Source organism: Paraburkholderia ribeironis, assembly GCF_900019265.1.
Lineage (GTDB): Bacteria > Pseudomonadota > Gammaproteobacteria > Burkholderiales > Burkholderiaceae > Paraburkholderia > Paraburkholderia ribeironis.
Genome location: NZ_CYGX02000047.1, coordinates 1 through 26,117, shown reverse-complemented (window position 1 = coordinate 26,117; position 26,117 = coordinate 1). Strand labels below are relative to the sequence as shown.

Here is a 26,117-nt window from a genome sequence, read left to right as displayed (position 1 = left end):
CGCACGACGCCAAACGAACAGAGGTCAATACATGTCGATTCTGATTAACAAAGACACCAAGGTCATCACGCAGGGCATCACCGGCAAGACCGGTCAGTTCCATACGCGTGCTTGCCGTGAATACGCAAACGGCCGCGAAGCGTACGTTGCAGGCGTGAACCCGAAGCGGGCCGGCGAAGATTTCGAAGGCATTCCTATTTATGCGAGCGTCGCTGAAGCCAAGGCTGAAACGGGCGCGACCGTGTCGGTGATTTACGTGCCGCCGGCAGGCGCCGCTGCGGCAATCTGGGAAGCAGTCGAAGCCGATCTGGATCTGGCGATCTGTATCACGGAAGGCATCCCTGTCCGTGACATGATCGAGATCAAGGACCGTATGCGTCGCGAAAACCGCAAGACGCTGCTGCTCGGACCGAACTGCCCGGGCACGATCACGCCGGACGAACTGAAGATCGGCATCATGCCGGGTCACATCCACCGCAAGGGCCGCATCGGCGTCGTGTCGCGTTCGGGCACGCTGACGTATGAAGCAGTCGGCCAGTTGACGACGATCGGCCTCGGCCAATCGTCGGCGGTCGGTATCGGCGGCGACCCGATCAACGGTTTGAAGCACATCGACGTGATGAAGATGTTCAACGACGATCCGGATACGGACGCCGTCATCATGATCGGCGAAATCGGCGGTCCGGACGAAGCGAACGCCGCGAACTGGATCAAGGACAACATGAAGAAGCCGGTGGTCGGCTTCATCGCTGGCGTCACGGCGCCTCCGGGCAAGCGCATGGGCCATGCTGGCGCGCTGATCTCGGGCGGTGCGGATACGGCCGAAGCCAAGCTGGAAATCATGGACGCCTGCGGCATCAAGGTCACGAAGAACCCGTCGGAAATGGCGCGTCTTCTGAAGGCGATGCTGTAAATCGAAATTCACGCGCTGTAGCGGCGCGTTTTTTGATACGCTTACGAAATCCTTTCGTGAGCAAACGGTCCTGAAAAGCGGGGGAGTTCAAACTCCCCCGCTTTTTTTATCGTCCGTGCGCCAGAATTTTTCTTATTCCTCCAGTCATGCTTGAGTTCTTCGCCACCCTTCACTGGGGTGCGGTCTTTCAGATCATCGTCATCGACATCCTGCTGGGTGGCGATAATGCCGTCGTGATCGCGCTAGCCTGCCGCAATCTGCCGCCCTCGCAACGCATACGAGGCGTGCTGTGGGGGACCGCGGGCGCGATCGCGCTGCGCGTGGCGCTGATCGCATTCGCGGTGGTGCTGCTCGACGTGCCGCTGCTGAAGTTCGCAGGCGGTCTGTTGCTGCTGTGGATCGGCGTGCGTCTGATGGCGCCGGCGCACGACGTGCACGAGAACGTCAAGCCGGCCGACAAGCTGATGTCGGCGGTCAAGACCATCATCATCGCGGATGCGGTGATGAGCCTGGACAACGTGATCGCGATTGCGGGCGCGGCCGAAGCCGCCGACCCGCAGCATCGCATCGCGCTGGTGATTTTCGGGTTGGGGGTGAGCATCCCGCTGATCGTGTGGGGCAGCCAGCTGGTCCTCAAATTGCTCGACCGCTTCCCGATCGTCGTCGTGCTCGGCGCCGCATTGCTGGGCTGGATCGCGGGCGGGCTGATCATCAACGACCCGGCCGGCGACCGTTGGCCGATCCTCGATACGCCTGCCGCCGAATACGGCATGAGCATCGCCGGGGCGTTGTTCGTCGTGATCGTTGGCTATCTGTTGAAACGCCGCAAGGCCAATCGCGCGGCGGCTTGAGGTTGTTCGCACGGCGGCCGCCTCCATGTGCGCGTCACGCTGAGATCGCCATCGCGCTAACGCAACGTTAGCCATTTGGCCGACTGTGAGCCATGCGCGTCGCTGGCTACGATTGAAACGCCTGTCCCCGATCCGCGGGTCAGGCGTTTTTCGTTTCAGGAGCCTGCCGATGACCTACACGTTGCCGTATTCCCCTTATTCGCAGTCCATGCTTTCGTCGAGTCCCACGCGTGGGCGAACGAGCTGGTCCGCGCGATTCGCACGCGCCTGCCGACGCTTCGCCGTCGGCTTCACGCTGATCGAACTGATGATCGTGCTGGCGATTGTCGGTGTGATCGCGGCCTACGCGATTCCTGCCTACCAGGACTATCTGGCGCGCAGCCGGGTAGGCGAGGGGCTGTCGCTGGCGTCGTCCGCGCGGCTCGCGGTGGCTGAGAACGCCGCGAGCGGCAACGCGTTCAGCGGTGGCTATGCGTCCCCGCCCGCCACGCGCAACGTCGAGTCGATCCGGGTCGATGACGACACCGGCCAGATCACCATCGCGTTCACCACGCGCGTCGCGCCTGCCGGTGCGAACACGCTGACGCTCGTGCCGTCGGTTCCTGACAATGCGGATGCGCCGACCGCGCGCATCGCGTTAAACAAGGACTCGGTGCAGGCCGGCGCGCTGACGTGGGAGTGTTTCGCCGGCGGCAAGGCCGCATCTTCGTTACCGGCGCCAGGCGCGGGGCCCACACCCACCGATGCGCCCACCCTGGCGTCGAATCTTGCACCGCCTGAATGCCGCTCGTGAATCATCGTGTGAGCGGCGGACGGGGTGCCGTCTGCACGTAAAAGGCTGATTTTTGGCCTATTTCAGCCGGGCCGGCGCACAGTGTAAGGAATTTTTTGTATAGTGCGCCGGTTGCTGACGTCCTCCGGTTACTCGATGCCCACCCCATTTGCGCGCTACCTGTCTCTCATTCTGTTGGCTCTCGCGTTGGTCCTGCCTTATGCAGTCCCCTACCATACGTATCCGATTCCGACCTTCTACGCTGAATTCACTGCACTCGCGTTGTATCTGTTGACCGGCGTAGGCGTCGTGTTGCTGGTGGCGACCGCGAGGCCGCGCATTACGTTCGCTTCGCCGGCGGTCGCGCTGGTGCCGTTGCTGTTCGGACTGCTGCTGGTAGTGCAAATGGCGGTGTTGCCGGTCACGCAGCCGTCGATGAACTGGCTCGGCGCCAGTTTCCTGCTGGCGGCGTTGATGGCGACGTACATCGGCTACGGCTTTACGCGTGCGAAGCTCGATGACACCGCATTGCGCTGGGTGGCTGGAGCGCTGATGGTCGGTGGCCTGTTCGCGGTCTTCAGTCAGGTGATGCAACTATTTCACCTGGAGGCGCGCGTGTCGCCATTCGTCGTCGCCTATAACGTGACCGTCGAGCGCCGGCCGTTCGGCAACATGGCGCAGGCGAACCATCTCGCCACCTACATCGCATTCGCGATGGCGGCTGCGATGTTCCTCGTGCAGACACGGCGCATCAACGTCGCCATCTGGCTGCTCGTATCGACGATTTTCGCGGTCGGACTCGCGCTCACCGTGTCGCGCGGTCCATGGCTGCAGATGGGCGTGATCGTCGTTGCGGGTTTCTGGATGGCGTTCGCGCAGACGCGCAATGAACCGCAGCTACGCCGCAGCAATCGCGAGTGGATCGTTCCGATCGTGCTGGCTGTGCTGTTCTTCGCGGTCAATGCGCTGATCCGCTGGGCCAATGTGCGCTATCACCTGGAGCTGGGTCAGTCGGCGGCCGATCGGTTCAAGGATGCCGGCCAGATCGCGCCGCGCCTTGCGCTATGGAAGTACGGCTGGACGATGTTCAAAACGCATCCGTTGCTGGGTGTCGGTTGGGGCGAGTTCCCCAGCTACCAGTACGAGCTCGTGAAGACGCTTGGCGGCGTCGAGATTGCCAACAACTCGCACGATATCTTTGTCGACCTGCTCGCGAAGACCGGTTTGATCGGTCTCGCGATCGTGCTGTTCGGCTTGCTCAGCTGGCTCGTGCGTGTGGTGCGCGCACCGCAAAACGCGGCGCGCGTGTTTGGCATCGCGCTCATTGGCGTGCTGGTGATGCATGCACTGGTCGAGTATCCGCAGCAGTACTTGTTCTTCCTGTTGCCGGCGATGTTCGTGTTCGGTCTGCTTGAGACGCGGCCGTTGCGGCTCGTGCCGGGCAGTCTGTCGCTCGGCGCGTTCGCGGTGGTGGTGTTCGGCGGGCTGGCCGCGCTGTATCCGGTGTTCCGCGATTACGCGCGTGCCGAAGTGCTGTACTACGGTTCGCGTCCTGCCGAGCAATACGGCGCGGACCCGTCGTTCCTGTTTCAGGCGTGGGGCGAGTACGGTTTCGCGACGCTGCAGCCGATGAATTCCTCGGACCTGCAACACAAGCTCGCAATGCACAGGCAGGCGATGACGCTGTTGCCGGGCGAAACCGTGCTGCGCCGTTACGCGGTGTTGCAGGCGCTGAGCGGCGATATGGCGGCGGCGCTCGACACCGTCGAACGCCTGAAGATTTTTGCCAAGGAACTGAAGGACTGGCCGGCGCAATTGGGCTACCTGTACCAACTGACTGACGAACAGAAAACGCTGGGCGGCTTTCGGGCGGAACTGGTCAAGCGCTACGGCATGCCGCCGGCCGACGCCAATCAGGACGACGACAGCGAGGACGATTGACGCCCTCGCGTTCGCCGCGCGAAGTTTGCAAAGGGAGTGGGGCGATGACGCGGGCCGTGGTCAGCCCGCCACCCAATCCCCCGACTTCCCGCCATGCTTCTCCAGCACGCGCACATCGGTGATCGTCATGCCGCGGTCCACCGCCTTGCACATGTCATACACCGTCAGCAGCCCGACCTGCACCGCGGTCAGCGCTTCCATCTCCACACCCGTTCGTCCGAGCGTCTCCGCCTGAACCGTGCAATGCACGCCGGGTAGCGTTTCATCGAGTTCGAAATCGGCCTTCACGCGTGTCAGCGCGAGTGGATGACAGAGCGGGATCAGTTCGGCGGTGCGCTTCGAGCCTTGAATCGCTGCAATGCGCGCGATGCCGATCACGTCGCCCTTTTTGGCATTGCCGTCGCGGATCAGCGCGAACGTCTGCGGCAGCATGCGGATCGAACCGCGCGCCACGGCGATGCGCCTCGTCTCCTGCTTGCCGCCGACGTCCACCATATGCGCCTGGCCGGCCGCATCGAAATGAGTAAGTTCGGGCATGGTTGGGCTCCTTCAGAGGGCGCCTATCATAGCAGTGCGGCGCATACCGATTTACCGCCACGACTGATTACAATGGCCCCGTGCCCGCTATCTTAGTCCGTGCGACGGGCGTTGCTTTCGACTTCGCCATATCGACCTCGCGATGCGTCCGAATCGGTTTCTTGCTGCGTTGTTGTCTGTCGCGCTGGCGGCGCCGCCGGGCGCGTTCGCACAAGCGCAGGGCGGATCGAGCCTCGCGCTGAACGCGCAGCCGGTCGAATCGCCGTTGATCAGCGGCCCACCCGACGCCTACTCTGACCCACTCGTGCCGCACGACATCGCGCCAGGTGTGTTCGGCGTGTATGGCGGCGCGCAGAGCCGCCTTTCCAACGGTTCAGGCAACAGCGGTTGGCGCGCGCCGATCGTCACCCAGCAATTACCCGACCTCGGCAGCGGCGGCGCCGGTTCGCTGACGCCGCAGGCCGAGCGCAAGCTCGGCGAGCGCGTGATGCGCGAAGTGCGCCGCGACCCGGACTATCTCGACGACTGGCTGCTGCGCGACTACCTGAACTCGGTGGCCGCCAAGCTCGCTGCGGCGGCGAGCGCGCTGTACATCGGCGGCTATCGTCCCGACTTCGATCTGTTCGCGGCGCGCGACACGCAGATCAACGCGTTTTCGCTGCCGGGCGGTTTCATCGGCGTGAACACCGGTCTGATCGCGGCGACGCAGACCGAATCAGAGCTCGCGTCGGTGCTCGGTCACGAAATGGGCCACGTGCTACAGCGGCACATCTCGCGGATGATCACGACCGGCGAGCACAGCACCTATGCCGCGCTTGCCGCCATGTTGTTCGGCGTGCTGGCCGGCGTGCTTGCGCACAGTGGCGACCTCGGCAGCGCCATTGCGATCGGCGGCGAGGCGTATGCGGTCGACAACCAGCTGCGCTTCTCGCGCTCCGCCGAGCACGAGGCGGACCGCGTCGGTTTCCTGCTGCTGGCCGGCGCCGGCTATGACCCGTATGCGATGGTCACGTTCTTCGGCCGCCTCGATCGTGCGGCGATGAGCGACACGGGCGTGCCAGCGTATGCGCGTACGCATCCGCTGACTGGCGAGCGGATCGCCGACATGGAGGACCGTGCGCGCCGCGCCCCTTACCGGCAGCCGCATCAGACACCGGAATACGGTTTCGTGCGGGCCCGCTCGCGCTTGTTGCAGGACCGCTCGCGCAGCGAGTACGCCGATGAGATTTCGCGCCTGCGGACCGAAATCGACGATCGCACGGCGGTCAACGTCGCGGCCAACTGGTACGGGATCGCGTTTGGGCAGATGCTGCTCGAGCGTTACGACGATGCGACGGCATCGCTCGCCAATTCCCGCGCGATCTTCGCGGCGGGCGAGCAGAGAGAGGGCGAGCCCGCGCGCAGCTCGCCGAGCCTTGACGTGCTGGCCGCCGACATCGCCCGGCGTGCCGGCCACGACGACACGGCCGCGCGACTCGCGGCGTTTGCGCAGAAGCGCTGGCCGCAGTCGAATGCGGCCATCGACATGCACATCCGCACCTTGCTGACCTTGCGGCGCTTTGCCGACGCGCAGGCGCTCGCGCAACAGGAGACGCGTGCGCAACCGGATCAGCCTGCGTGGTGGCTATATCTCGCGCAGGCCAGCGCGGGCAGCGGCGATGCGTTGACGCAGCATCGGGCGATGGCCGAAAAATTCGCGCTCGAAGGCGCGTGGGCGTCGGCGATCCGCCAACTAAAGGACGCGCGTGATCTGAAGACGATCGGCTACTACGACCTCGCGACCGTCAACGCGCGATTGCACGAGCTGGAGAACCGCTATAAGGAAGAGCGGCTCGACGAGAAGAGTTGATCAACGCAGGCTGTCGCGCTCCGGATACAAGCGTACCCGGCGCTTCGCGAACGACGCCCTATACCATCGAAGCGGGACTCGGCACGAACCCGAACCGCGTCGCTACTTCATGGCGCCGCACGGTCTGCAGCGGCAGCACCAGCTGCTCGTTCCAGCGGAATTCGCCGCTCATCGAATCGTCGGCCAGCGTCGCGTGATCGGAGAAGATCTGCAGATCGTGATCGTGCAAAACCGCGATCCTTGCAGGCGTCGAGCAATCTGCAAACAGAATCCCGCCGTCTTCGTCGACGAACGCAGCCGCGGGCGCGAAAACGCCGCCGGCCTGGTCGTGCAACGCCAGCACTCCATTGGCATCAACCGACAAGCGCACGACCCACGGCGTATAACCCAACTCCACATACACCCGCTGTGGCCCGTTCTGGAAAAACCACTGGCCACACTCGTCAGCATCGTAGTTGCGGTTGATGAAGCCGAGCAACGCCTCGTGCCGGATCGGCTCGCCCGGCGAGCCGCTCGCCTGGGCGGCCTCGTCGCGCATGCGCCAGTTGCCGCGGCGGTCCAGCATCAGCCAGCCCGTGCAGGCCGGAACGTTGGGCCACTTGGCCAAAGCCTGCCTGACGATGTCATCCATGGTCGATGTGTCGCTCCAGGTAGCCGAACACGCGCCGCGACAGCCAGTCGATACGGCCCGGGAACGGCCCGGTCATGAAGCCAGCGTGGCCGCCGTGCCTCGGTTGGTCGAGTTCGACCGCCGCCGACACCTGGTGCCGCGACGGCAACGCGTCTTCCGGCAGGAACGGGTCGTTGCGCGCATTCAGCACCAGCGTGGGCACCTGAATGTGCGGCAGCAGCGGACGCGTGGTCGCGCGGGTCCAGTAGTCGTCGGTATTGCGAAAGCCGTGCAGGGGCGCGGTCACCACATTGTCGAACTCGTACATGGTGCGGCTCGCCAGCATCGCGTCGCGATCGAACAGGCCCGGAAACTGGACCAACTTCTGGTCGGCTTTCTGCTTGAGCGTCTTCAGGAAACTGCGCGTGTAGACGAGGCCGAAGCCTTGGGACAACGCACGCCCGCCAGCATGCACATCGATAGGCGTCGAAATCGCGGCGGCGGCGGACACCACCGACGCGGCCTCCTCGCGCCGCTCGCCGAGCCAGCGCAGCAGCACATTGCCGCCGAGCGACACGCCCGCCACCACGACCGGCCCGCGATGCGCGGCGCGCAAGCGTCGCAGCACCCAATCGGCTTCATTGCTGTCGGCGAGGTGGTAGAAACGCGGCAAGCGATTCAACGTGCCGCTGCAACTGCGAAAGTGCGGCACGACGCCATGCCAGCCGTAATCGCGTGCGGCTGCCATCAATGACGCCGCGTAGTGCGATGCCGAACTGCCTTCGAGGCCGTGAAACAGCACGAACAGCGGTGCGTCGGCGGCGGGAATCCGGGGCGTCGCGGCAGCGGTGAGCGACGCGGTGGACCGATCGTCATGCACGACCCAGTCGAGATCGATGAAGTCGCCGTCGGGCGTGTCCCAGCGTTCACGTCGAAACGACACCGCGGGACGGCGCGCGAACAGCGACGGGACGATGGTCTGCGCATGCCGGTTCGGCAGCCACAGCGGCGCGCGATAGAGCAGTTCAACGGTGGCCGCGGCGGTGGCCTCGACGGCGGCCGCGGCGCGCGCCGTGCCGGAGGAAGCGGATTTATCGTGCGTCGAACTCATGCCGGCGTTGGAACGAAAAAGCAATGAAACCGCCTGAGCCCGTCAGTGCAGCGAGCCCTGGCCATGTCGCATCTTCGTCGCGAACTGGCTCGCGGTCTCATTCGGCATCGGGCTCGCGTGAATGTGCGCGATGCGCCATTCGCCGCGTTCGTGGACCATCACGTAAGTGGTGAACACCATCGCGGGCGTGGCGGTGGGATCGACGGGACGGTGCGCTTCGGCGATCGCATAGACGACCGTGCCGAGGCTGTCGTAGACGCGGATGTCGAGCGGTTCGATCGACACGGGCGCGGCCTCGAGCTGGGTCTGCAAGCCGGTGCGAATACTGTCGATACCGTGCAGGTGCGAGCCGTCGGCACAGATGCAGCTGACGAACTCTTCATCGATCCACAGGCCCATCAAGCTGTCGATATTGACCTCGGCGATGGCCTGATAGTAGGCGTTCAGGGTATCGGCGGCGGCTTCGAAGATATGGGCAAAACGTGGCATGGCTCGTCAGTCTCTTGTGCGCGGCGCGCGGTTGCGGGGCAGCGGTCAGCGGGACAGTCCGGCGCACCGGACTTGCCGCCCCTGCCGCCAGAATGCCCACGCCGCAAGGCGCGAACATGACGCGACGCACTCAGGGGCGTGCAGTGTTGCGTGCAAGTATCAGTCGGCTCAGCGTTGCGCGAGCAGCATGCCGCGCAAATCGCCGAATACCTGTTCGGCGCTCAGCTGCTTCAGGCAGTTCAGATGACCGAGCGGACACTCGCGCTGAAAACAGGGGCTGCATTCGAGATGGAGCCATTGTACCTTCGCAAGCTCCGACAGGGGCGGCGTGTGGCGCGGATCGGTCGAACCGTACACCGCCACGAGCGGGCGGCGCAGCGCGGCGGCCACGTGCATCAGGCCGGAGTCGTTGGTGACGACCGCGTTGGCCCGCGAGATCAGCGCGCAAGCTTCGCCCAGCGCGGTCTGGCCGCACAGGTTGCGCACGTTCGGCGCCTTCTCGGCGATTGCCTGTGCGAGCGGCGCGTCTTTCGGCGAGCCGAGCGCGACGATCTGCGTGTACGGGAACGACTGGCCGACCATCTGCGCGAGCGCCGCGAAGTGCTCGGGCGGCCAGCGCTTGGCGGGCCCGTACTCGGCGCCCGGACAGAACACCAGCAGCGGCACGCGGGTGTCCAGATTGAAGCGCGCCGACACGCGCGACGCTTCATTCAGGTCCGTGTCGAGACGCGGCATCGGCAGATCGTCGGGGATCCTGGCGCCGGGCGCGTAGGCGAGGGCGGCGTAATGGCCGACCATCGGCGGACGTTCGTCCTTGCGCGGATTCGCGTGACGCACGTTCAGCAAGCCATAGCGACTCTCGCCGGTATAGCCGATGCGCAGCGGAACGTTCGCCAGCCATGGAATCAGCGCCGATTTGAACGAGTTCGGCAGCACATAGGCCGCGTCGTAGCCGACGTCGCGCAAATCGCTCGACAGCTGCCAGCGGCGCAGCATTTGCAGCTTGCCGTGCCCGAGGTCGGTGGCGTAGACGTCGCGGATTTCCGGCATGCGTTCGAGCACGGGTGCGACCCACGAGGGCGCGACCGCGTCGATCACGATGCGCGGATGCAATTTCACGAGGCGCGCAAACAGCGGCTGCGCCATCAATGCGTCACCGATCCAGTTCGGTGCGATAACCAACGCGCGACGCATCAGAGAGAGTGTCCGGTGTCGAAATGAAGCGCCGCGTGAGATGCGCGTGGCGTTCGGATTGGTAAAAAGGGAAAAGCCGCCAACTGCGCGGTGCGCTTTCGATATCGCCGGATGCGCCGCGGTGGCGGCCCTGCCGCCACGCGCTGCCCTTTGGCCTGCGTGCGTGCGCGTTGGCGCCGTGTTCGCCTGCTGCGCAACCGCTGCCGACCGGTCTAACGACGAAGCGGCAAGCGGAATGCGCAGCGAATCAGTCAGCAAGCCACGCAACGCGACGGGTGACGATGTCGACGTCGAAACAGACGACGGGACGCACGCAATAAATACACATCAACCCGCGCACATCAAACCGCGCCCCCCACCTCGCAGGCCGCGCCGCCAGCAAGCAACGCTCGGTACGCCGTATTCAATGGCCTTTGACGACTTCGCCGTCGCGCAGCTTGTAACGCGTGCTGCAGTACGGGCAACGCGCTTCGCCATGCGTGACGTCGATGAACACGCGCGGATGCGCGCTCCAGCGCGGCATGGCCGGGTTCGGGCAGTACGCCGGCAGGTCTTTTGCCGACAGTTCGACCAGCGGCATTTCCTTGATTTCGCTCATGGGACTTTCTCGTTGTATGCAGGGTGCGGGCGTCGCGCCGGTAGCAGGCGCGCTGCACAAGCGGCCTCGCCAGCGGCGTGGCGCGCGTTAGATCTTGGTTAGCCAGTGCGCGTACTTGTCGCTCTTGCCGTTCACGACGTCGAAGAAGGCCGACTGCAGCTTCTCGGTGATCGGGCCGCGTGCGCCCGAGCCGATCGTGCGGTTGTCGAGCTCGCGGATCGGCGTGACTTCGGCTGCGGTGCCGGTGAAGAAGGCTTCGTCGCAGGTGTAGACCTCGTCGCGCGTGATGCGCTTTTCGATTACCTGGATGCCCGCGTCGCGCGCCAGCGTGATGACCGTATCGCGCGTGATGCCGTCGAGGCACGACGACAGGTCCGGCGTGTACAGCTTGCCGTTGTTCACGAGGAAGAAGTTCTCGCCCGAGCCTTCCGACACATAGCCGTCGACGTCGAGCAACAGCGCTTCGTCGTAGCCGTCGGCGGTCGCTTCCTGGTTCGCGAGGATCGAGTTCACGTACCAGCCCGACGCTTTCGCGCGAACCATCGACACGTTCACGTGATGGCGCGTGAACGACGAGGTCTTCACGCGGATGCCCTTGGCGATGCCGTCTTCACCAAGGTAGGCGCCCCACGGCCACGCGGCGATGGCCACGTGAATGGTGTTGCCCTTGGCCGACACGCCCAGCTTTTCCGAGCCGACCCAGATGATCGGGCGCAGATAGCACGACTCGAGCTTGTTTTCGCGGACCACTTCGCGCTGCGCGGCGGCGAGCGTTTCGTGGTCGAACGGCACGTCCATCTGGAAAATCTTGGCCGAGTTCAGCAGACGCTTGGTGTGCTCCTGCAGACGGAAAATCGCGGTGCTACCGTCGGCCGCCTTGTAGGCGCGCACGCCTTCGAAAACGCCCATGCCGTAGTGCAGCGTGTGGGTGAGCACGTGGATTTTGGCATCGCGCCATTCGATGAGCTTGCCATCCATCCAGATCTTGCCGTCGCGGTCGGCCATTGACATACGATTCTCCAGCAGGTGCGTTGTGAGGTGTGGCTACCAGCGCCTAGGCGCAGCCAAGAGCGTCATTTTAGCGTCTTTTGCACACCGAACGGGCATTGAGCCGCATCGCGGGCGGTATAATCCGGCGCACGCATAAATCAAATCCGGATGCGCCAGCGGGTGCCTTGATGACCTGGCGTCGACTCTCCCTTCATTACGGCGTTCTTGCGCCGAGCCGTTTCGCCTCATGCTTGCTCGTCTGTCACACAACAATCGCCGTGCCTTTCGTGAAGGTGCGCGCGACTATTCGCCGACGCTCATGGCGATTTTCTCGTGGGGGCTCGTCACCGGTATTGCGATGAGCAAATCCGTGCTCACGTTGCCGCAGGCGCTGACCATGTCCCTGCTGTGCTACGCGGGATCGTCGCAACTGGCGGTACTGCCGCTGCTCGCCGCCAAGCTGCCGATCTGGACCGTGCTGCTCACGGCCGCGATGGTCAATACGCGTTTCGTGATCTTCAGTGCGGGGCTCGCGCCGCATTTCTCCTATCTGTCGATGTGGCGGCGCATCCTGCTCGGCTATTTCAACGGCGACGTGATCTATCTGCTGTTCCAGAAGAAGAGCTTCCCGACCGGTTACGTGCCGGGCAAGGAGGCGTACTTCTGGGGCATGGCGCTGGCGAGCTGGCTGTCCTGGCAGGTGTCGTCGATCGCCGGCATTCTGCTCGCGAGCCTGATTCCCGACAACTGGGGGCTTGCGCTGGCGGGCACGCTGGCGTTGGTGCCCATCATGGTGTCGGCGATCGCGACGCGTTCCACGCTGGTCGCGGTGAGCATTGCCGGCGTCGTGTCGCTGCTCGCTTTCGACCTGCCTTACCGGCTCGCGCTGCCGCTCGCGGTGATCGCGGCGATCGTCGCCGGCAGCGCCGCCGACGTGATGGTCGAGCGCGCCGACTTGCGCCGTATCCGCAACAGCGCCGGAGACCGCCAATGACATCCACGCAGATCTGGCTGGCCATTCTCGGCATGACCCTCGTCACCGCGGTGACGCGTGCGATGTTTCTGATCGGCGGTGAGCGTACGGTATTGCCAGAGCGCGTGCAGCGGATGCTGCGCTACGCGCCGGCCGCGGCGCTGGCCGCCGTGGTATTGCCCGATGTGCTGGCGACGTCCGAAGGCCTGTCGTTCGCGCCCTCCAATCACGAATTTTACGCGGCGCTGGCTGGTCTGGCGTGGTTTTTGTGGCGGCGCAGCATGCTTGGCACGATCGTCACTGGAATGGTCGTTTTTACGTTGTTGCGCATCTTGTTGCGCATCTTCATGTGATTGCATGGCAATCAATGCTGCGTTGCGACATGAGTGGCCGACTGTCAAATGCGGGACATTCGCCTCGCCGCCGGTCAGCAGGCAGTGGGGATCACAGTGCGGATCAGTTAAAATGCCGCTTTCCGGGTCGAGCGCGCTCCTGCAAGGCGCCCAAGCCGCGGCCCTGCCGTCGGCGCCCATCCTGTGGAACCGCTGCCGAGCGCAAGCGCTGAATCTGCGGCGCCTGAGGCCCGCGCGTCGTCCGCCATCGCCTTCTCATCAACTCGTACACATACGCCCATGAACAAGGTATTGCGTCTCTCCGATCTGATCGCCGATGGCAAGCTGTCTGGCAAACGCGTGTTCATCCGTGCCGATCTGAACGTGCCGCAGGACGATCAAGGCAACATCACCGAAGACACCCGTATCCGCGCCTCCGTGCCGGCGATCAGGTCCGCGCTCGACGCGGGCGCGGCCGTGATGGTCACGTCGCACCTGGGCCGCCCCACCGAGGGCGCCTTCAAGCCGGAAGACTCGCTTGCGCCGGTCGCGACGCGTCTGGCCGAACTGCTCGGCCGCGACGTGCCGCTGGTCGCGAACTGGGTCGAAAACGGCGTGAACGTCGCGCCGGGCTCGGTCGTGCTGCTGGAAAACTGCCGCGTCAACAAGGGCGAAAAGAAAGATTCCGACGAGCTCGCGCAGAAAATGGCGAAGCTTTGCGACATCTACGTCAATGACGCGTTCGGCACCGCCCACCGCGCCGAAGCGACCACGCACGGCATTGCGAAGTACGCGCCTGTCGCGTGCGCGGGCCCGCTGCTGGCGGCTGAACTCGAAGCGCTCGGCAAGGCGCTGGGCGCGCCGAAGCGTCCGCTGGTGGCGATCGTCGCCGGCTCGAAGGTGTCGACCAAGCTGACCATTTTGAAATCGCTGGCCGACAAGGTCGATCAGCTGATCGTCGGCGGCGGCATCGCGAATACGTTCATGCTGGCCGCCGGTCTGAAGATCGGCAAGTCGCTTGCCGAAGCGGATCTGGTGAACGAGGCCAAGGCGATCATCGACGCGGCCAAGGCCCGCGGCGCGTCGGTGCCGATCCCGACCGACGTGGTCACGGCCAAGGAGTTTTCGCCGACCGCCAAGGCCGAAGTCAAGGCTGTCGCCGACGTGCAGGACGACGACATGATCCTCGACATCGGACCGGACACCGCCAAAGCGCTCGCCGCGCAACTGGAAAAGGCCGGCACGATCGTCTGGAATGGCCCGGTCGGCGTGTTCGAATTCGACCAGTTCGGCAACGGCACGAAGACGCTGGCGGACGCGATCGCCAGGTCGTCGGCGTTCTCGATCGCGGGCGGCGGCGACACGCTCGCGGCGATCGCCAAGTACGGCATCCACGACAAGGTCAGCTACATCTCGACGGGCGGCGGCGCATTCCTCGAGTTCCTCGAAGGCAAGAAGTTGCCGGCCGTCGAGGTGCTGGAATCGCGGGCTTGATGTGGCGCCGCGCTCCCCCACGGTAAAGTCTGCAAAAGTTCGCGGCGGCCAGCGCGGCGGCGATCATGGCGGCAAAGACGGCAGCAAGTCGCCGCGCGCTGCGACCGCAGCAACTGCAGCGACTGCAGCGACTGCAGGGGAGCGCGCGGCATCCTCCGCCGCCACGCCGGCGGCGTCAGTCGAAACCGCAGCCGCATCCGGCTTGTCCGTTGCGCTCGCGGAGTTGACCACTGCCGGCGAGGCCGCGGCATTGTCCAGCGGACAAGCTGCGCCGTCGCAGGCAGGACTCCCCGGCGCCGAGCCCGTTCCCCCGCGGGCATCCGCCGTGCTGGTATCGAATACCGCTTCATCCCATAAAGCGACGCTGGTTTCAACCGGCGCGCAGCCCCTGGCAGCATCTTTCGGTGCGCAGCCTCCGCATCCGACTCGCAGCGCTCTTTCCAGCGATCTTTTCCAGACGAGGAGACTCATGCATCGCGCTACCAAGATTGTCGCTACCGTTGGACCGGCTTCCAATACGCCGGAAATCCTGCTGCAAATGATTCACGCAGGGTTGGACGTGGTGCGGCTCAATTTCTCGCACGGCACCGCCGACGACCACCGCCAGCGCGCCGATTTCGTGCGTGAGGCGGCCCGTCAGGCGGGCCGCGAAGTCGCCATCATGGCGGACCTGCAAGGCCCGAAGATCCGGGTCGGCAAATTCGAAAACGGCAAGGTCACGCTGGTTGCCGGCGCGCCGTTCATCCTCGACGCCGATTGCGAACTCGGCAACGATGAGCGCGTCGGTCTGGACTACAAGGATCTGCCGCGCGACCTGAAAGCGGGCGACGTGTTGTTGCTCAACGACGGCCTGATCGTGCTGGACGTCGCACGCGTGATCGGCAACGAGATCCATACGATCGTGAAGATCGGTGGCGACCTGTCGAACAACAAGGGTATCAACCGCCAGGGCGGCGGCTTGTCGGCACCCGCGCTCACCGCGAAAGACATGGAAGACATCCGCACGGCGATGTCGCTCGGTGCCGATTATGTCGCGGTGTCGTTCCCGAAGAACGCCACCGACATGGAGATGGCCCGCCAGCTGGCGAATATCGCCGGCGCGCCGTACGGCATGAAGCCGAAGATGATCGCCAAGATCGAGCGCGCGGAAGCGATCCCGGCGCTGCAAGGCATCCTCGACGCCTCGGACGGCATCATGGTCGCGCGTGGCGATCTTGCCGTAGAGGTGGGCAATGCCGCAGTTCCCGCGCTGCAAAAGCGGATGATTCGTATGGCGCGCGAATCGAACAAGTTCGTGATCACCGCGACGCAGATGATGGAGTCGATGATTTACGCGCCGGTGCCAACCCGCGCCGAAGTGTCGGACGTCGCCAACGCGGTGCTCGACGGCACGGACGCGGTGATGCTGTCGGCGGAATCGGCGGCGGGCAAGTACCCGGTTCAAACCATCGAGACGATGTCGGCGATCTGCCTGGAAGCCGAAAAGTCGGAGCAGTCGGAGCTGGACAAGGATTTCCTCGACCGCACGTTCACCCGGATCGACCAGTCGATCGCGATGGGCGCGCTCTTCACGGCTTATCACCTGGGCGCGAAGGCGATCGTGGCGTTGACCGAATCCGGCTCGACCGCGCTGTGGATGTCGCGTCACTGGACCCACGTGCCGATCTTTGCGCTCACGCCGCGCGTCACCAGTGAACGGGCGATGGCGCTGTACCGCAATGTGACCTCGCTGCATCTGGACACCAACACCGACCGCGACACCGCGTTGCAGCAGGCAGTGGAGACTGTGGTCAGCAAGGGCTACGCGTCGCGCGGCGACATGGTGGTGCTGACCGTCGGCGAGCCGATGGGGCAGGCCGGCGGCACCAACACGCTGAAGATCGTGCGGGTCGGCGAGCCGTACTGATCGGGCGGGAACAGCGCTGCATGGGACCGGAGTAAGAGCTTTGCATGGGGCCAGAGTAACGCGCTAAAGCGCGAACTCTGGCCGACAGCTAAAGCGCCAACTCCGGTCGACATCATTGCTCGATCGGCGCAGCGCAAATCGGGCGAAGCAGGCCGACATGCCCCGCGAGAGGCGGCGCGCCGTCCGCCGTCGCGTCCGGAGCGGACCGTACCGCCCGACGCGCTGCGGTCCGTGCGAACGGGGATGCAGTCCGCTTCGCGATAAAATCGCCCAAGAGATGCCGACGGCACAAGAATTCGTTTCAATCTAAGGAGTTACAGCATGCCTCTCGTATCAATGCGTCAACTGCTGGATCACGCCGCTGAAAACGGCTATGGCCTTCCGGCATTCAACGTGAACAACCTGGAGCAGGTGCAGGCGATCATGGCGGCGGCCGACAAGGTCAACGCACCGGTCATCATGCAGGCGTCGGCCGGCGCGCGTAAGTACGCGGGCGAGGCGTTCCTGCGCCATCTGATCGAAGCAGCGGTCGAGTCGTATCCACACATTCCGGTCGTGATGCACCAGGATCACGGTCAGTCGCCGGCGGTCTGCATGGCGGCGATCCGCAGCGGCTTCACCAGCGTGATGATGGACGGCTCGCTGGAAGCCGACGGCAAGACCGTCGCATCGTACGAGTACAACGTCGACGTGTCGCGCAAGGTCGTCGAAGCGGCGCACTCGATCGGCGTTACCGTGGAAGCTGAACTGGGCGTGCTGGGTTCGCTGGAAACCATGAAGGGCGACAAGGAAGACGGCCACGGCGCCGAAGGCACGATGACCCGCGAGCAGCTGCTGACCGACCCCGAGCAGGCGGCCGACTTCGTCAAGCTGACGCAGTGCGATGCACTGGCGATTGCGATCGGCACGTCGCACGGTGCTTACAAGTTCAGCAAGAAGCCTACAGGCGACATTCTGTCGATCCAGCGCATCAAGGAAATCCACCAGCGCATTCCGAACACCCACCTGGTCATGCACGGTTCGTCGTCGGTGCCGCAGGAGCTGCTCGCGGAAATCCGCGAATTCGGCGGCGACATGAAGGAAACCTACGGCGTGCCGGTCGAGGAAATCCAGGAAGGCATCAAGCACGGCGTGCGCAAGGTCAACATCGACACCGACCTGCGTCTGGCGATCACCGGCGCGATCCGCCGCTACATGGCGACCAACCCGGGCAAGTTCGACCCGCGTGATTACCTGAAGCCGGCGCGCGAAGCGGCGATGAAGATCTGTATCGACCGTTACACGCAATTCGGCTGCGAAGGCCAGGCCGGCAAGATCAAGCCGGTTTCGCTTGATAAAATTGCGGAGAAGTACAAGGCGGGCGAGCTCGCGCAAGTCGTCCGCTAAGCGGGTAATTGCGTCAGCGTTTGGCTCCGCATCTGGCCGTTTGGCCAGGTTGTCGTTAGATCGCCGTTCCCGCATCATCCGGGGAACGGCGTTTCCCTTTTGTTCCGGTCACACTTTTTGCCTCACTTTTAGCGAACCACGACGATGTCTACCCTCTACGAATCCACGCTCCACTCGCTGCCGCTGCTCGGCCGCGGTAAAGTCCGCGACAACTATGCGGTGGGCAACGACCAGTTGCTGATCGTCACGACCGATCGTCTGTCGGCCTTCGACGTCATCATGGGCGAGCCGATTCCGAACAAGGGCCGCGTGCTCAACGAGATGGCCAACTTCTGGTTCGAGAAGCTGAAGCATGTGGTGCCGAATCACCTGACGGGCGTCGCGCCCGAGTCGGTGGTCGCGCCGGACGAAGTCGAGCAGGTCAAGGGCCGCGCGGTGGTCGTCAAGCGCCTCGAACCGATTCTCGTCGAAGCAGTGGTGCGCGGCTATCTGGCCGGCAGCGGCTGGAAAGACTACCAGGCAACTGGCTCGGTGTGCGGCGTGCAATTGCCGCCGGGTCTGCAAAACGCGCAGAAGCTGCCCGAGCCGATCTTCACGCCGGCAGCCAAGGCCGAAATGGGCCACCACGACGAAAACATCACCTACGACGAGATGGAGCGCCGCATCGGCACCGAACTGTCGGCCACGATCCGCGACATCTCGATCAAGCTGTACAAGGAAGCCGCGGACTACGCTGCGACGCGCGGCATCATCATCGCGGATACGAAGTTCGAATTCGGTCTGGACAACCACGGCAAGCTGTACCTGATGGACGAAGCGCTGACCGCGGATTCGTCGCGCTTCTGGCCGGCCGACCAGTACCAGGTCGGCACCAACCCGCCTTCGTTCGACAAACAGTTCGTGCGCGACTGGCTCGAAACCCAGCCGTGGAAGAAAGAGCCGCCGGCGCCGAAGCTGCCGGACGACGTGGTCACGAAAACGGGCGAGAAGTATCAGGAAGCGCTCGAACGCCTGACCGGCCACAAGCTCGCCTGATTACGCGCACCTGTTGTAGCCGCAGTGATTGAGAAACAAGGAAGCCGTAAGATGAGTGAAGCGCAAACCGCCCATACGCATGGCGCGCCGGTCGTCGGCGTGCTGATGGGCTCCAGTTCCGACTGGGAAGTCATGAAGAACGCCGTGGCCATTCTGCAGGAATTCGGCGTGCCGTACGAAGCCAGGGTGGTGTCCGCGCACCGCATGCCCGACGAGATGTTCGCCTATGCTGAAAGCGCGCGTGAGCGCGGCATTCGCGCGATCATCGCCGGCGCGGGCGGCGCGGCGCATCTGCCGGGCATGCTGGCCGCCAAGACCACGGTGCCGGTGCTTGGCGTGCCGGTGGCGAGCAAGTATCTGAAGGGCGTCGATTCGTTGCATTCGATCGTGCAGATGCCCAAGGGCGTGCCGGTCGCCACGTTTGCGATCGGCGAAGCGGGCGCGGCGAATGCGGCGCTGTTCGCGGTATCGCTCCTCAGCGGCACGAGCGCTGAATATGCGGAAAAGCTGGCTGCGTTTCGTGTGCGCCAGAACAAAGCGGCCCACGCGATGGTATTGCCGGCGCTGTGATAGCGCGCAGGCTGATAGCTTTTGGACGTCCCCCTGTCTGACCCCCGGCCGGATGCGCGCGGTTGCATGAACCGCATGGGCACCCGGCCGCGACCGACCACTAAGATGAACCCAGACAACACACCGGTTTCACCGATTCTGCCCGGCGCTTGGCTTGGCATGGTCGGTGGCGGCCAGCTCGGCCGCATGTTTTGCTTTGCCGCCCAGGCGATGGGCTATCGCGTCGCCGTGCTCGATCCGGACGAGAGCAGTCCGGCGGGCGCCGTCGCCGACCGTCATCTGTGCGCGGCCTACGACGACGAAGCGTCGTTGACCGAGCTTGCGCGGCTGTGCGCGGCGGTGTCGACCGAATTCGAGAATGTGCCGGCCGCGAGCCTCGACTTTCTCGCGAAGACGACGTTCGTGAGCCCGGCGGGCCGTTGCGTGGCGGTGGCCCAGGACCGTATCGCCGAGAAGCGCTTTATCGCGTCGTCGGGCGTGACGGTGGCGCCGCACGTGATGATCGAGTCGTCGGATGCGCTGGCCGCGCTCGACGACACCAGGCTCGAAGCCGTGCTGCCCGGCATTCTGAAGACCGCGCGCATGGGCTACGACGGCAAAGGCCAGATTCGCGTGCGCAATGCCGAGGAAGTGCGCGAGGCGCATGCTTCGCTCGGCGGCGTGCCGTGCGTGCTGGAAAAGCGTCTGCCGCTGAAGTTCGAGGTGTCGGCGCTGATCGCGCGTGCGGCGAGCGGCGCGTCGGTGGTGTATCCGCTCGCGCAGAACACGCACCGCGACGGCGTGCTGTCGCACACTATCGTCCCCGCGCCGGACGCGAGCCCGGCGCTGGTCGGGCAGGCGCAGCAGGCCGCGCTGCAGATCGCCGACAAGCTCGGCTATGTCGGCGTACTGTGCGTCGAGTTCTTCGTTCTCGAAGACGGCTCGCTGGTGGCCAATGAAATGGCTCCGCGCCCGCATAACTCCGGCCACTACACCGTCGACGCGTGCGCGACCAGCCAGTTCGAACAGCAGGTCCGCGCAATGACCAGCATGCCGCTCGGCGACCCGCGTCAGCATTCGCCCGCGGCGATGTTGAACATCCTCGGCGACGTGTGGTTCCCGGACGGCCCGAAGCGCGCGGCGGTCACGCCGCCGTGGCATGAAGTCGCCACGATACCGGCGGCGCGTCTGCATCTGTACGGCAAGGAGGAGGCACGTTGCGGCCGCAAGATGGGGCACGTGAACTTCACGGCGCCGACGCTTGAAGAAGCCCGCACCGCGGCGCGCGATTGCGCGCGGCTCCTGCACATCGCCACGAGCTGAAGCGAGCGCCATGCCGGATCAACCGAAACCCGCTGAAGGCACTGCGAGTGCATTGCCCGTGAGCGCCGCGCAGATCGAACACGCGGCGGCGCTGCTCGACGCGGGCGGTCTGGTCGCGTTTCCCACGGAAACGGTGTATGGCCTCGGCGGCGACGCCGAGAATCCGGACGCGGTCGCGCGCATTTACGCGGCGAAGGGCCGACCTGCCAATCATCCGGTCATCGTGCATCTGGCGCCGCAGGGCGATCCGAACTACTGGGTCGAGCATTTGCCCGCGGACGCCCAACGTCTGATCGACGCGTTCTGGCCAGGACCGCTCACGCTGATCCTCAAGCGCGCCGCGCGGATTCCCGCGGCGGTGAGCGGCGGGCAGGATTCCGTCGGACTGCGCTGCCCGTCGCATCCCGTCGCCCAGGCCTTGCTCGAAGCGTTCAGCGCTTTGCGCAGTGGGCACGGGGGTGTGGCCGCGCCGTCGGCGAATCGCTTCGGGCATGTGAGTCCGACCACCGCGCAACACGTGCGCGATGAATTCGGCAGCACGATTCATGTGCTGGACGGCGGTGCGTCGGATGTCGGGATTGAATCGACTATCGTCGATTTGTCGCGCGGCTTCCCGGCGCTGTTGAGACCGGGCCGGGTCACGCCGCAAGATATCGCCGACGTGCTTGGCGAAGTGCCGCGTTTGCCGGACGGATCGGATGCAACCGCGCCGCGCGCTTCCGGCACCTTGAAGGCACATTACGCGCCGCGCACGCCGTTGGCCTTGTTGCCGTTCGGCGCGCTGGAGACGTTGCTTGCCGCGCGTGAAGCAGGTGAGCGTGTGGCGTTGGTGGCGCGCGCTTCGCGAGCCGGACATTGGGCCGATGCGGAAGGCGTGCATTTCGTCGCCGCGCCGGAAGACCCGCATGTTTATGCGCGCGAGTTGTATGGGCTGTTGCGAGCGCTGGATCGCGCGAACGTCACGCAGATTCTGATCGAGAAGCTGCCGGATACGATCGAATGGATCGCGGTCAATGATCGGCTTGGGCGCGCGGCAGCGGCGTTCGAAGCGCAAAGCTGACGCGTCAGGGTTTCCCGCTTTTCACTGCGCGCTCAGCAAAGCAAAACAAGCAAAACGCCCGGCTTGAACGAGCCGGGCGTTTTACAAAACATTCACCGCATCGAACCGGCTAGCTACTCATTATTTGCCGAGTCCGCTCGCAGCGATCTGCTGCTCGACCCGCTGCGCGAACAGCGCGTGCAGATGCGTGGTCGGATGCACCGTGTCCGCGAACATGTAGGTCTGGTCGGCACCGGCCACGGTCAAAGTCTGCGGCGAGCAGAACAGCGCCCGCGCGAACTGGCTGCCGTACTGCGCAGCGGTCTGCCCTGGGGCGAGTACGGCCGGATTCTGCGTGGCATAGGTGGTCGCGTTCTGTGCCATGGCCGTCAGGTTACAAGCCGTACCCGTATTCGACACCGTGAAGCCAAGCGACTGGAAGTTCGCGAGGGTTTGGTCCTGCCACGCGTACGCGCTCACATAGATGATCTTCGAGTTCGAGCCGAGTGCACTCGCCACCACGCCGTTGTATGTCTGGGTCAGCGCAGTGAACAGCGCCTGGCCTGACGCGCCGCTTTGGAGACCTTGCGGCGTAGTCGCGATGTCCGGCACATCCGACACCACCACATGCGTTGCGCCGGCCGCAACGACCTGCTGAACCACGCCGACGAACTTGGTCGCGGCCACCGTGATCGCCTGGACCGCCGCCGGTATAGCCGCCTGCGACGCGGTCGCCGCTGCTGCCTGCGCGGCAGCCGCGGTTCCGCCGCTTAGCAGAACCTGCGTCGCCGCCGCGGTGCCGGCATCCGAAACCGCCTGCGCCTGAATGAAGATGTCGTTCGCGCCGCCGTTGATCAGCACAAGCTGGTTCGCGTTGAAGCTGCCGTGTTGACCAATATACTGAGTGAGCTGCGCCGTGATCGGGACCGTCGTCGCCGCCATGTTGTTCGGTGCGAAACCTACGCCTTGTGCCTCATCGACACGCGATCCGCCTTGCGCATAACCATAGCCGCCCGTCACCGTCAGCGGTTGACCGAAGCCGCCCAGATTCGCTGCCGTCAACGTATCGCCATAGTACTCAGCGACCTTCTGTGCCCAGACTTCACCCGGATTCGTCGTGAAGCGGCCGCCGCCGAAGCTTGCCTGGATTACCGGCGCATAGGTGCCGACGTCCGACAGGCTGTCGCCGAACGACACGACCTGCAACTTGACGCCGCCTGCCGGCGTGCTGCTGCTCGCATTGTTATTGTCGCCGCCACCGCCGCAGGCAGCGAGCGTGGCAAACGCAGCGCTTGCTACAGCGATCTGTGTGACACGCAACCATTGATGCTTCCTCGATGCTGTTTGCTTCATATTGACTACATCTCCTCGAATGTGCGGCCCTTGCGCCGTGTGTTGCAGGCAGCGTCCACCGCGTCGGCGGCATGACGGCAGCTTACAAAATTCTCTACGGCCTGCGCGGCGTTTTGAACGCGGCCGTATGGTTTTCACTGATGCCCGATTGGTTGTTGTTTTCGTCGCCCAACTTTTTATTCGATAGCGGCCAGGCCAGCACCGCGCCGCGCATGATAATCCACGGCCCATGCGGGCGGCGCGAACAGTGCGCGCCACTTGTTGCGCCAGCCGCGCACGCTCGCGAAGTCAGCCGCCATCGACGCCCATTCGTGAAACGTCGCCTTCACCGGGTTGTAGGTATGCAACGGCTCGACGATACCGTACACCGGCGCGTCGTGCGGATGCTCGTCGACATAGCTGCCGAACAGGCGGTCCCAGATCACCAGCACGCCTGCGTAGTTGCGATCGATATAGCGGTCGTTGCGCGCGTGATGCACGCGATGAATCGACGGCGTATTGAACGCGTATTCGAGCCAGCCGAGCTTGCCGATGGCCTGCGTGTGCACGAAAAACTGGAAGCCGAGATTGATCAGCACGGTCGCGACGATCTGCTTTGGCGCAAAGCCGAGCACGGCCAGCGGAATCCAGAACAGCCACATGCCGGCGACCGGATACATCAGGCTTTGCCGGAACGCGGTCGAAAAATTCATGCGCTCCGACGAGTGATGCACGACATGCGCGGCCCACAGCCAGCGTACCCGATGGCTGCAACGGTGAAACACGTAGTAGAGCAGGTCCTGGACAACGAATAGGACGACGAACGAAATCCAGCTCGCCTGCCAGGTATAGACGCGGTAGTGCTCGTGGAAAAACGCGTAGACGGGAATGATCGCGAGCCACGCGAGCTTGTCGGCGGCTTGCTGCATCAGCGCTAGCGCGGCATTGCAGAACGTGTCGCGCCAGCTATAGATCTGTTCGCCCGGGCGCGTGCGCCGCAGGTGCCACGCCTCCCAGCCGATGCATGCGAGAAAGACTGGCGCCATGGCGAGCAGCAGCAATTCGGCGTCGAATTGCATGGTGTCTTCCTCCGTGGTCCCTGACCGTCGCGCTGTGCGCAGCGGGCGGTGTCGTTATCGTTCGAGTGCGGCGCCTCGCTTTCATGGCCGCGCCGCTTGCGCGACACGCATGCCGTGCGGCGCGCGCGTCAAACACTGCTCGACAGCGTACACGCTTAGGACGTTGCCGCGCGTGGCTTCGCTAGAAGAAATACTCAGTGAGTGCCGCGCTTGTGGGGGTTTTTCCTGGGCTTGCCGCGCGGTTCGTCGATGGGGGCCGCGACCCTGGTGAAGCCCGCAGCCGGTCCCTGGTACACCCATTCGAGCAACGCGTCGTGCGCGGCGCGTGCGGCTTCCGAATGTGGATCGTTGATCAGGCTGACGACCACGTAGCTGTTGCCGTCGGCCGATGCGACATAGCCCGCGATCGCCCGCACGTCGCGCAAGGTGCCGGTCTTGATGTGCGCATTGCCGCCCGCGCCCTGGTTGGTCAAGCGATTGCGCATCGTGCCGTCGACTCCCGCAATCGGCAGCGATTCCACGAACACCTGCGCGACCGGACTTGCGTTGGCCCGCTGCAACAGGTCGGCGAGCGCGAGCGCGGTGATGTGTTCTTCGCGCGACAGGCCCGAGCCATTGTCGAGCGTCAGGTATTCCATGTTGAGGCTGTCGCGGCGCAGAAACGCCTCGATCGCATCCGCGGCTTTGGCCGGGGTGGCAGGCGGCCTGTCTTCGGCCGCGCCGATCGTCAGGAACAGATTGCGCGCCATCGTGTTGTTGCTGAACTTGTTGATGTCGCGAACGATGTCGGACAGCATCGGCCCCTGATGCGTGGCGACCAGTTTGGCGCCAACCGGCACCGCGCCCTCGCGGGTTGCGCCGTTGAAGGTGCCACCGGTCTGCTGCCACAGCGCGAGAAAGCCGCCTGCGAAAAACGCCGAGTGATCGAGCACCGCGACGTTGATCGTGCGCGCATCGCAGCGCATCGAATAGTCGCCAGTGAAGGACGCCACGACAGTGCCGTTTGGCTGCGGCGTGACGGTCGGCGACACCGACGCCGCGTCGCCGCGGCATGGACCGTTGACCGCGTGCATCTGGTTGTCGATCTGCAACTGCGCGAGCGCCGGCAGCACGTCGATCGCGACGCTGCCGTCGGGTGACGGCGTCAGCGTGAACGAAAGCGATTTGAATGCATACAGCAACGGATCGGGGCCGACGTTGTATGGCGCGGTGATGTCGTCGTCGAACGCCGGCAGGTTGCGCGTCGACGGATCGAAGTAGCGTTTGTCGAGCACCAGTGCGCCGTCGATGCCATTGATGCCCGCCTTGTGAATCTTCTGTACGAGGTCGATCAATTCTTCCGGCACCAGCTTCGGGTCGCCGGTGCCTTGAATGTACAGATTGCCATGCAGCACGCCGTTGCCGTCGAGCGTGCCGTCCGCGTATGCACTCGTGCGCCAGCGATAGTCGGGGCCGAGGATCGACAGACCGGAGTAGGTGGTGACGAGCTTCATCGTCGACGCGGGCATCATCGGCTTGCCGGCGTTCAACGCAACGATCGGTGTGCGATTGCCGATTTTCTCCACGACCACGCTGATCGACGACAACGGCACGTGCGCACGTCGCAGGCCGACCATCACCGACGGCGGCAAGACCGTCGTGACGCTGACGCTCGGATGGACAGCCTTGGCGCGAGCTTGCGCGGCAAGCGGCAGCGCTGCGCCGCTCGAGGCAAGCGCGGCGCAGACCAGCAGCCATGCGCTCGCGCGGGACGCGAGCCGGCCCGGCATGAGGGCGGCGGAGGCGGAGGCGGCGGGGGCGGCAGCAGGGGCGGA

General features: G+C 64.6%; 23 protein-coding genes and 1 pseudogene. 14 read left to right on the top strand and 10 right to left on the bottom strand.

The genetic code is table 11. The features are described 5' to 3' along the window. Positions 1-31 precede the first annotated feature (31 nt). The 4 genes from sucD to BN2475_RS20920 all read left to right on the top strand — a co-directional run bounded on the left by sucD (position 32) and on the right by BN2475_RS20920 (position 4,477). Positions 32-913, top strand: a complete 882-nt coding sequence (sucD, locus tag BN2475_RS20935; protein WP_094781414.1) for a succinate--CoA ligase subunit alpha — start codon at positions 32-34, stop codon at positions 911-913. A gap of 146 nt (positions 914-1,059) precedes the next feature. Continuing rightward, positions 1,060-1,764 carry a TerC family protein gene (locus tag BN2475_RS20930; RefSeq protein ID WP_094781413.1) on the top strand — a complete coding sequence of 235 codons (705 nt, stop codon included), beginning with the start codon at positions 1,060-1,062 and terminating at the stop codon, positions 1,762-1,764. Between the two features lie 169 nt (positions 1,765-1,933). Then, complete coding sequence (locus tag BN2475_RS20925) at positions 1,934-2,557, top strand: pilin (RefSeq protein WP_094781412.1); 624 nt, start codon at positions 1,934-1,936, stop codon at positions 2,555-2,557. A 135-nt stretch (positions 2,558-2,692) separates the two neighbouring features. Beyond that, on the top strand, positions 2,693-4,477 hold the full coding sequence (locus BN2475_RS20920) for a PglL family O-oligosaccharyltransferase (protein WP_094781411.1): 1,785 nt from the start codon (positions 2,693-2,695) through the stop codon (positions 4,475-4,477). A 60-nt stretch (positions 4,478-4,537) separates the two neighbouring features. Here BN2475_RS20920 and moaC read toward each other — a convergent pair whose 3' ends face one another. Then, positions 4,538-5,014 carry a cyclic pyranopterin monophosphate synthase MoaC gene (gene moaC, locus BN2475_RS20915; RefSeq protein WP_094781410.1) on the bottom strand — a complete coding sequence of 159 codons (477 nt, stop codon included), beginning with the start codon at positions 5,012-5,014 and terminating at the stop codon, positions 4,538-4,540. Positions 5,015-5,156: 142 nt separating this feature from the next. Here moaC and BN2475_RS20910 point away from each other — a divergent pair, with 142 nt between their 5' ends. After that, positions 5,157-6,863 (top strand): M48 family metalloprotease, encoded by a 1,707-nt coding sequence (locus BN2475_RS20910; protein WP_094781409.1) that lies wholly within the window; start codon positions 5,157-5,159, stop codon positions 6,861-6,863. A gap of 58 nt (positions 6,864-6,921) precedes the next feature. On the opposite strand, the gene BN2475_RS20905 is transcribed toward BN2475_RS20910, so the two are convergent. From BN2475_RS20905 to BN2475_RS20880, 6 genes are all read right to left on the bottom strand, one after another. Then, complete coding sequence (locus tag BN2475_RS20905; protein ID WP_094781408.1) at positions 6,922-7,494, bottom strand: DUF2946 family protein; 573 nt, start codon at positions 7,492-7,494, stop codon at positions 6,922-6,924. Next, entirely contained in the window at positions 7,487-8,584 is a 1,098-nt protein-coding gene (locus BN2475_RS20900; RefSeq protein ID WP_094781407.1) for a YheT family hydrolase, read from the bottom strand. The genes BN2475_RS20905 and BN2475_RS20900 overlap by 8 nt, the downstream gene beginning before the upstream one ends. A gap of 42 nt (positions 8,585-8,626) precedes the next feature. Beyond that, a complete protein-coding gene (locus tag BN2475_RS20895; protein ID WP_094781406.1) occupies positions 8,627-9,073 on the bottom strand; it encodes a nuclear transport factor 2 family protein in 447 nt (148 codons plus the stop codon). Between the two features lie 168 nt (positions 9,074-9,241). After that, a complete protein-coding gene (waaF, locus tag BN2475_RS20890) occupies positions 9,242-10,267 on the bottom strand; it encodes a lipopolysaccharide heptosyltransferase II (protein ID WP_094781573.1) in 1,026 nt (341 codons plus the stop codon). Between the two features lie 403 nt (positions 10,268-10,670). After that, on the bottom strand, positions 10,671-10,865 hold the full coding sequence (locus tag BN2475_RS20885) for a zinc-finger domain-containing protein (protein WP_064268765.1): 195 nt from the start codon (positions 10,863-10,865) through the stop codon (positions 10,671-10,673). Between the two features lie 87 nt (positions 10,866-10,952). Beyond that, positions 10,953-11,876 (bottom strand): branched-chain amino acid transaminase, encoded by a 924-nt coding sequence (locus BN2475_RS20880; protein ID WP_094781405.1) that lies wholly within the window; start codon positions 11,874-11,876, stop codon positions 10,953-10,955. Positions 11,877-12,102: 226 nt separating this feature from the next. Here BN2475_RS20880 and BN2475_RS20875 point away from each other — a divergent pair, with 226 nt between their 5' ends. The 9 genes from BN2475_RS20875 (at position 12,103) to BN2475_RS20835 (ending at position 21,913) form a co-directional block, all read left to right on the top strand. Next, positions 12,103-12,849 (top strand): AzlC family ABC transporter permease, encoded by a 747-nt coding sequence (locus BN2475_RS20875; protein ID WP_094781404.1) that lies wholly within the window; start codon positions 12,103-12,105, stop codon positions 12,847-12,849. After that, positions 12,846-13,181: an AzlD domain-containing protein gene (locus BN2475_RS20870; protein ID WP_094781403.1), complete on the top strand. Its 336-nt coding sequence runs from the start codon at positions 12,846-12,848 to the stop codon at positions 13,179-13,181. The genes BN2475_RS20875 and BN2475_RS20870 overlap by 4 nt, the downstream gene beginning before the upstream one ends. A 279-nt stretch (positions 13,182-13,460) precedes the next feature. Continuing rightward, positions 13,461-14,654 carry a phosphoglycerate kinase gene (locus BN2475_RS20865; protein ID WP_094781402.1) on the top strand — a complete coding sequence of 398 codons (1,194 nt, stop codon included), beginning with the start codon at positions 13,461-13,463 and terminating at the stop codon, positions 14,652-14,654. 469 nt (positions 14,655-15,123) lie between these two features. Beyond that, positions 15,124-16,560 carry a pyruvate kinase gene (gene pyk / locus BN2475_RS20860; RefSeq protein WP_094781401.1) on the top strand — a complete coding sequence of 479 codons (1,437 nt, stop codon included), beginning with the start codon at positions 15,124-15,126 and terminating at the stop codon, positions 16,558-16,560. 321 nt (positions 16,561-16,881) lie between these two features. Next, complete coding sequence (gene fba / locus BN2475_RS20855) at positions 16,882-17,946, top strand: class II fructose-bisphosphate aldolase (protein ID WP_094781400.1); 1,065 nt, start codon at positions 16,882-16,884, stop codon at positions 17,944-17,946. Between the two features lie 144 nt (positions 17,947-18,090). After that, positions 18,091-18,981 (top strand): phosphoribosylaminoimidazolesuccinocarboxamide synthase, encoded by an 891-nt coding sequence (locus BN2475_RS20850; RefSeq protein ID WP_094781399.1) that lies wholly within the window; start codon positions 18,091-18,093, stop codon positions 18,979-18,981. Positions 18,982-19,032: 51 nt separating this feature from the next. After that, positions 19,033-19,551, top strand: coding sequence for a 5-(carboxyamino)imidazole ribonucleotide mutase (gene purE / locus BN2475_RS20845; RefSeq protein ID WP_094781398.1), 519 nt, complete (start codon positions 19,033-19,035; stop codon positions 19,549-19,551). Between the two features lie 105 nt (positions 19,552-19,656). Then, positions 19,657-20,853 carry a 5-(carboxyamino)imidazole ribonucleotide synthase gene (locus tag BN2475_RS20840; RefSeq protein WP_094781572.1) on the top strand — a complete coding sequence of 399 codons (1,197 nt, stop codon included), beginning with the start codon at positions 19,657-19,659 and terminating at the stop codon, positions 20,851-20,853. A gap of 10 nt (positions 20,854-20,863) precedes the next feature. Then, a complete protein-coding gene (locus BN2475_RS20835) occupies positions 20,864-21,913 on the top strand; it encodes an L-threonylcarbamoyladenylate synthase (protein WP_094781397.1) in 1,050 nt (349 codons plus the stop codon). Between the two features lie 120 nt (positions 21,914-22,033). On the opposite strand, the gene BN2475_RS20830 is transcribed toward BN2475_RS20835, so the two are convergent. The 3 genes and pseudogenes from BN2475_RS20830 to dacB all read right to left on the bottom strand — a co-directional run bounded on the left by BN2475_RS20830 (position 22,034) and on the right by dacB (position 26,072). Next, entirely contained in the window at positions 22,034-23,245 is a 1,212-nt protein-coding gene (locus BN2475_RS20830; RefSeq protein WP_094781396.1) for an SGNH/GDSL hydrolase family protein, read from the bottom strand. A gap of 94 nt (positions 23,246-23,339) precedes the next feature. Continuing rightward, positions 23,340-24,303, bottom strand: a pseudogene (locus BN2475_RS20825) (sterol desaturase family protein). Positions 24,304-24,497: 194 nt separating this feature from the next. Further along, positions 24,498-26,072 (bottom strand): D-alanyl-D-alanine carboxypeptidase/D-alanyl-D-alanine endopeptidase, encoded by a 1,575-nt coding sequence (dacB, locus tag BN2475_RS20820; protein ID WP_094781394.1) that lies wholly within the window; start codon positions 26,070-26,072, stop codon positions 24,498-24,500. Positions 26,073-26,117: the final 45 nt, after the last annotated feature.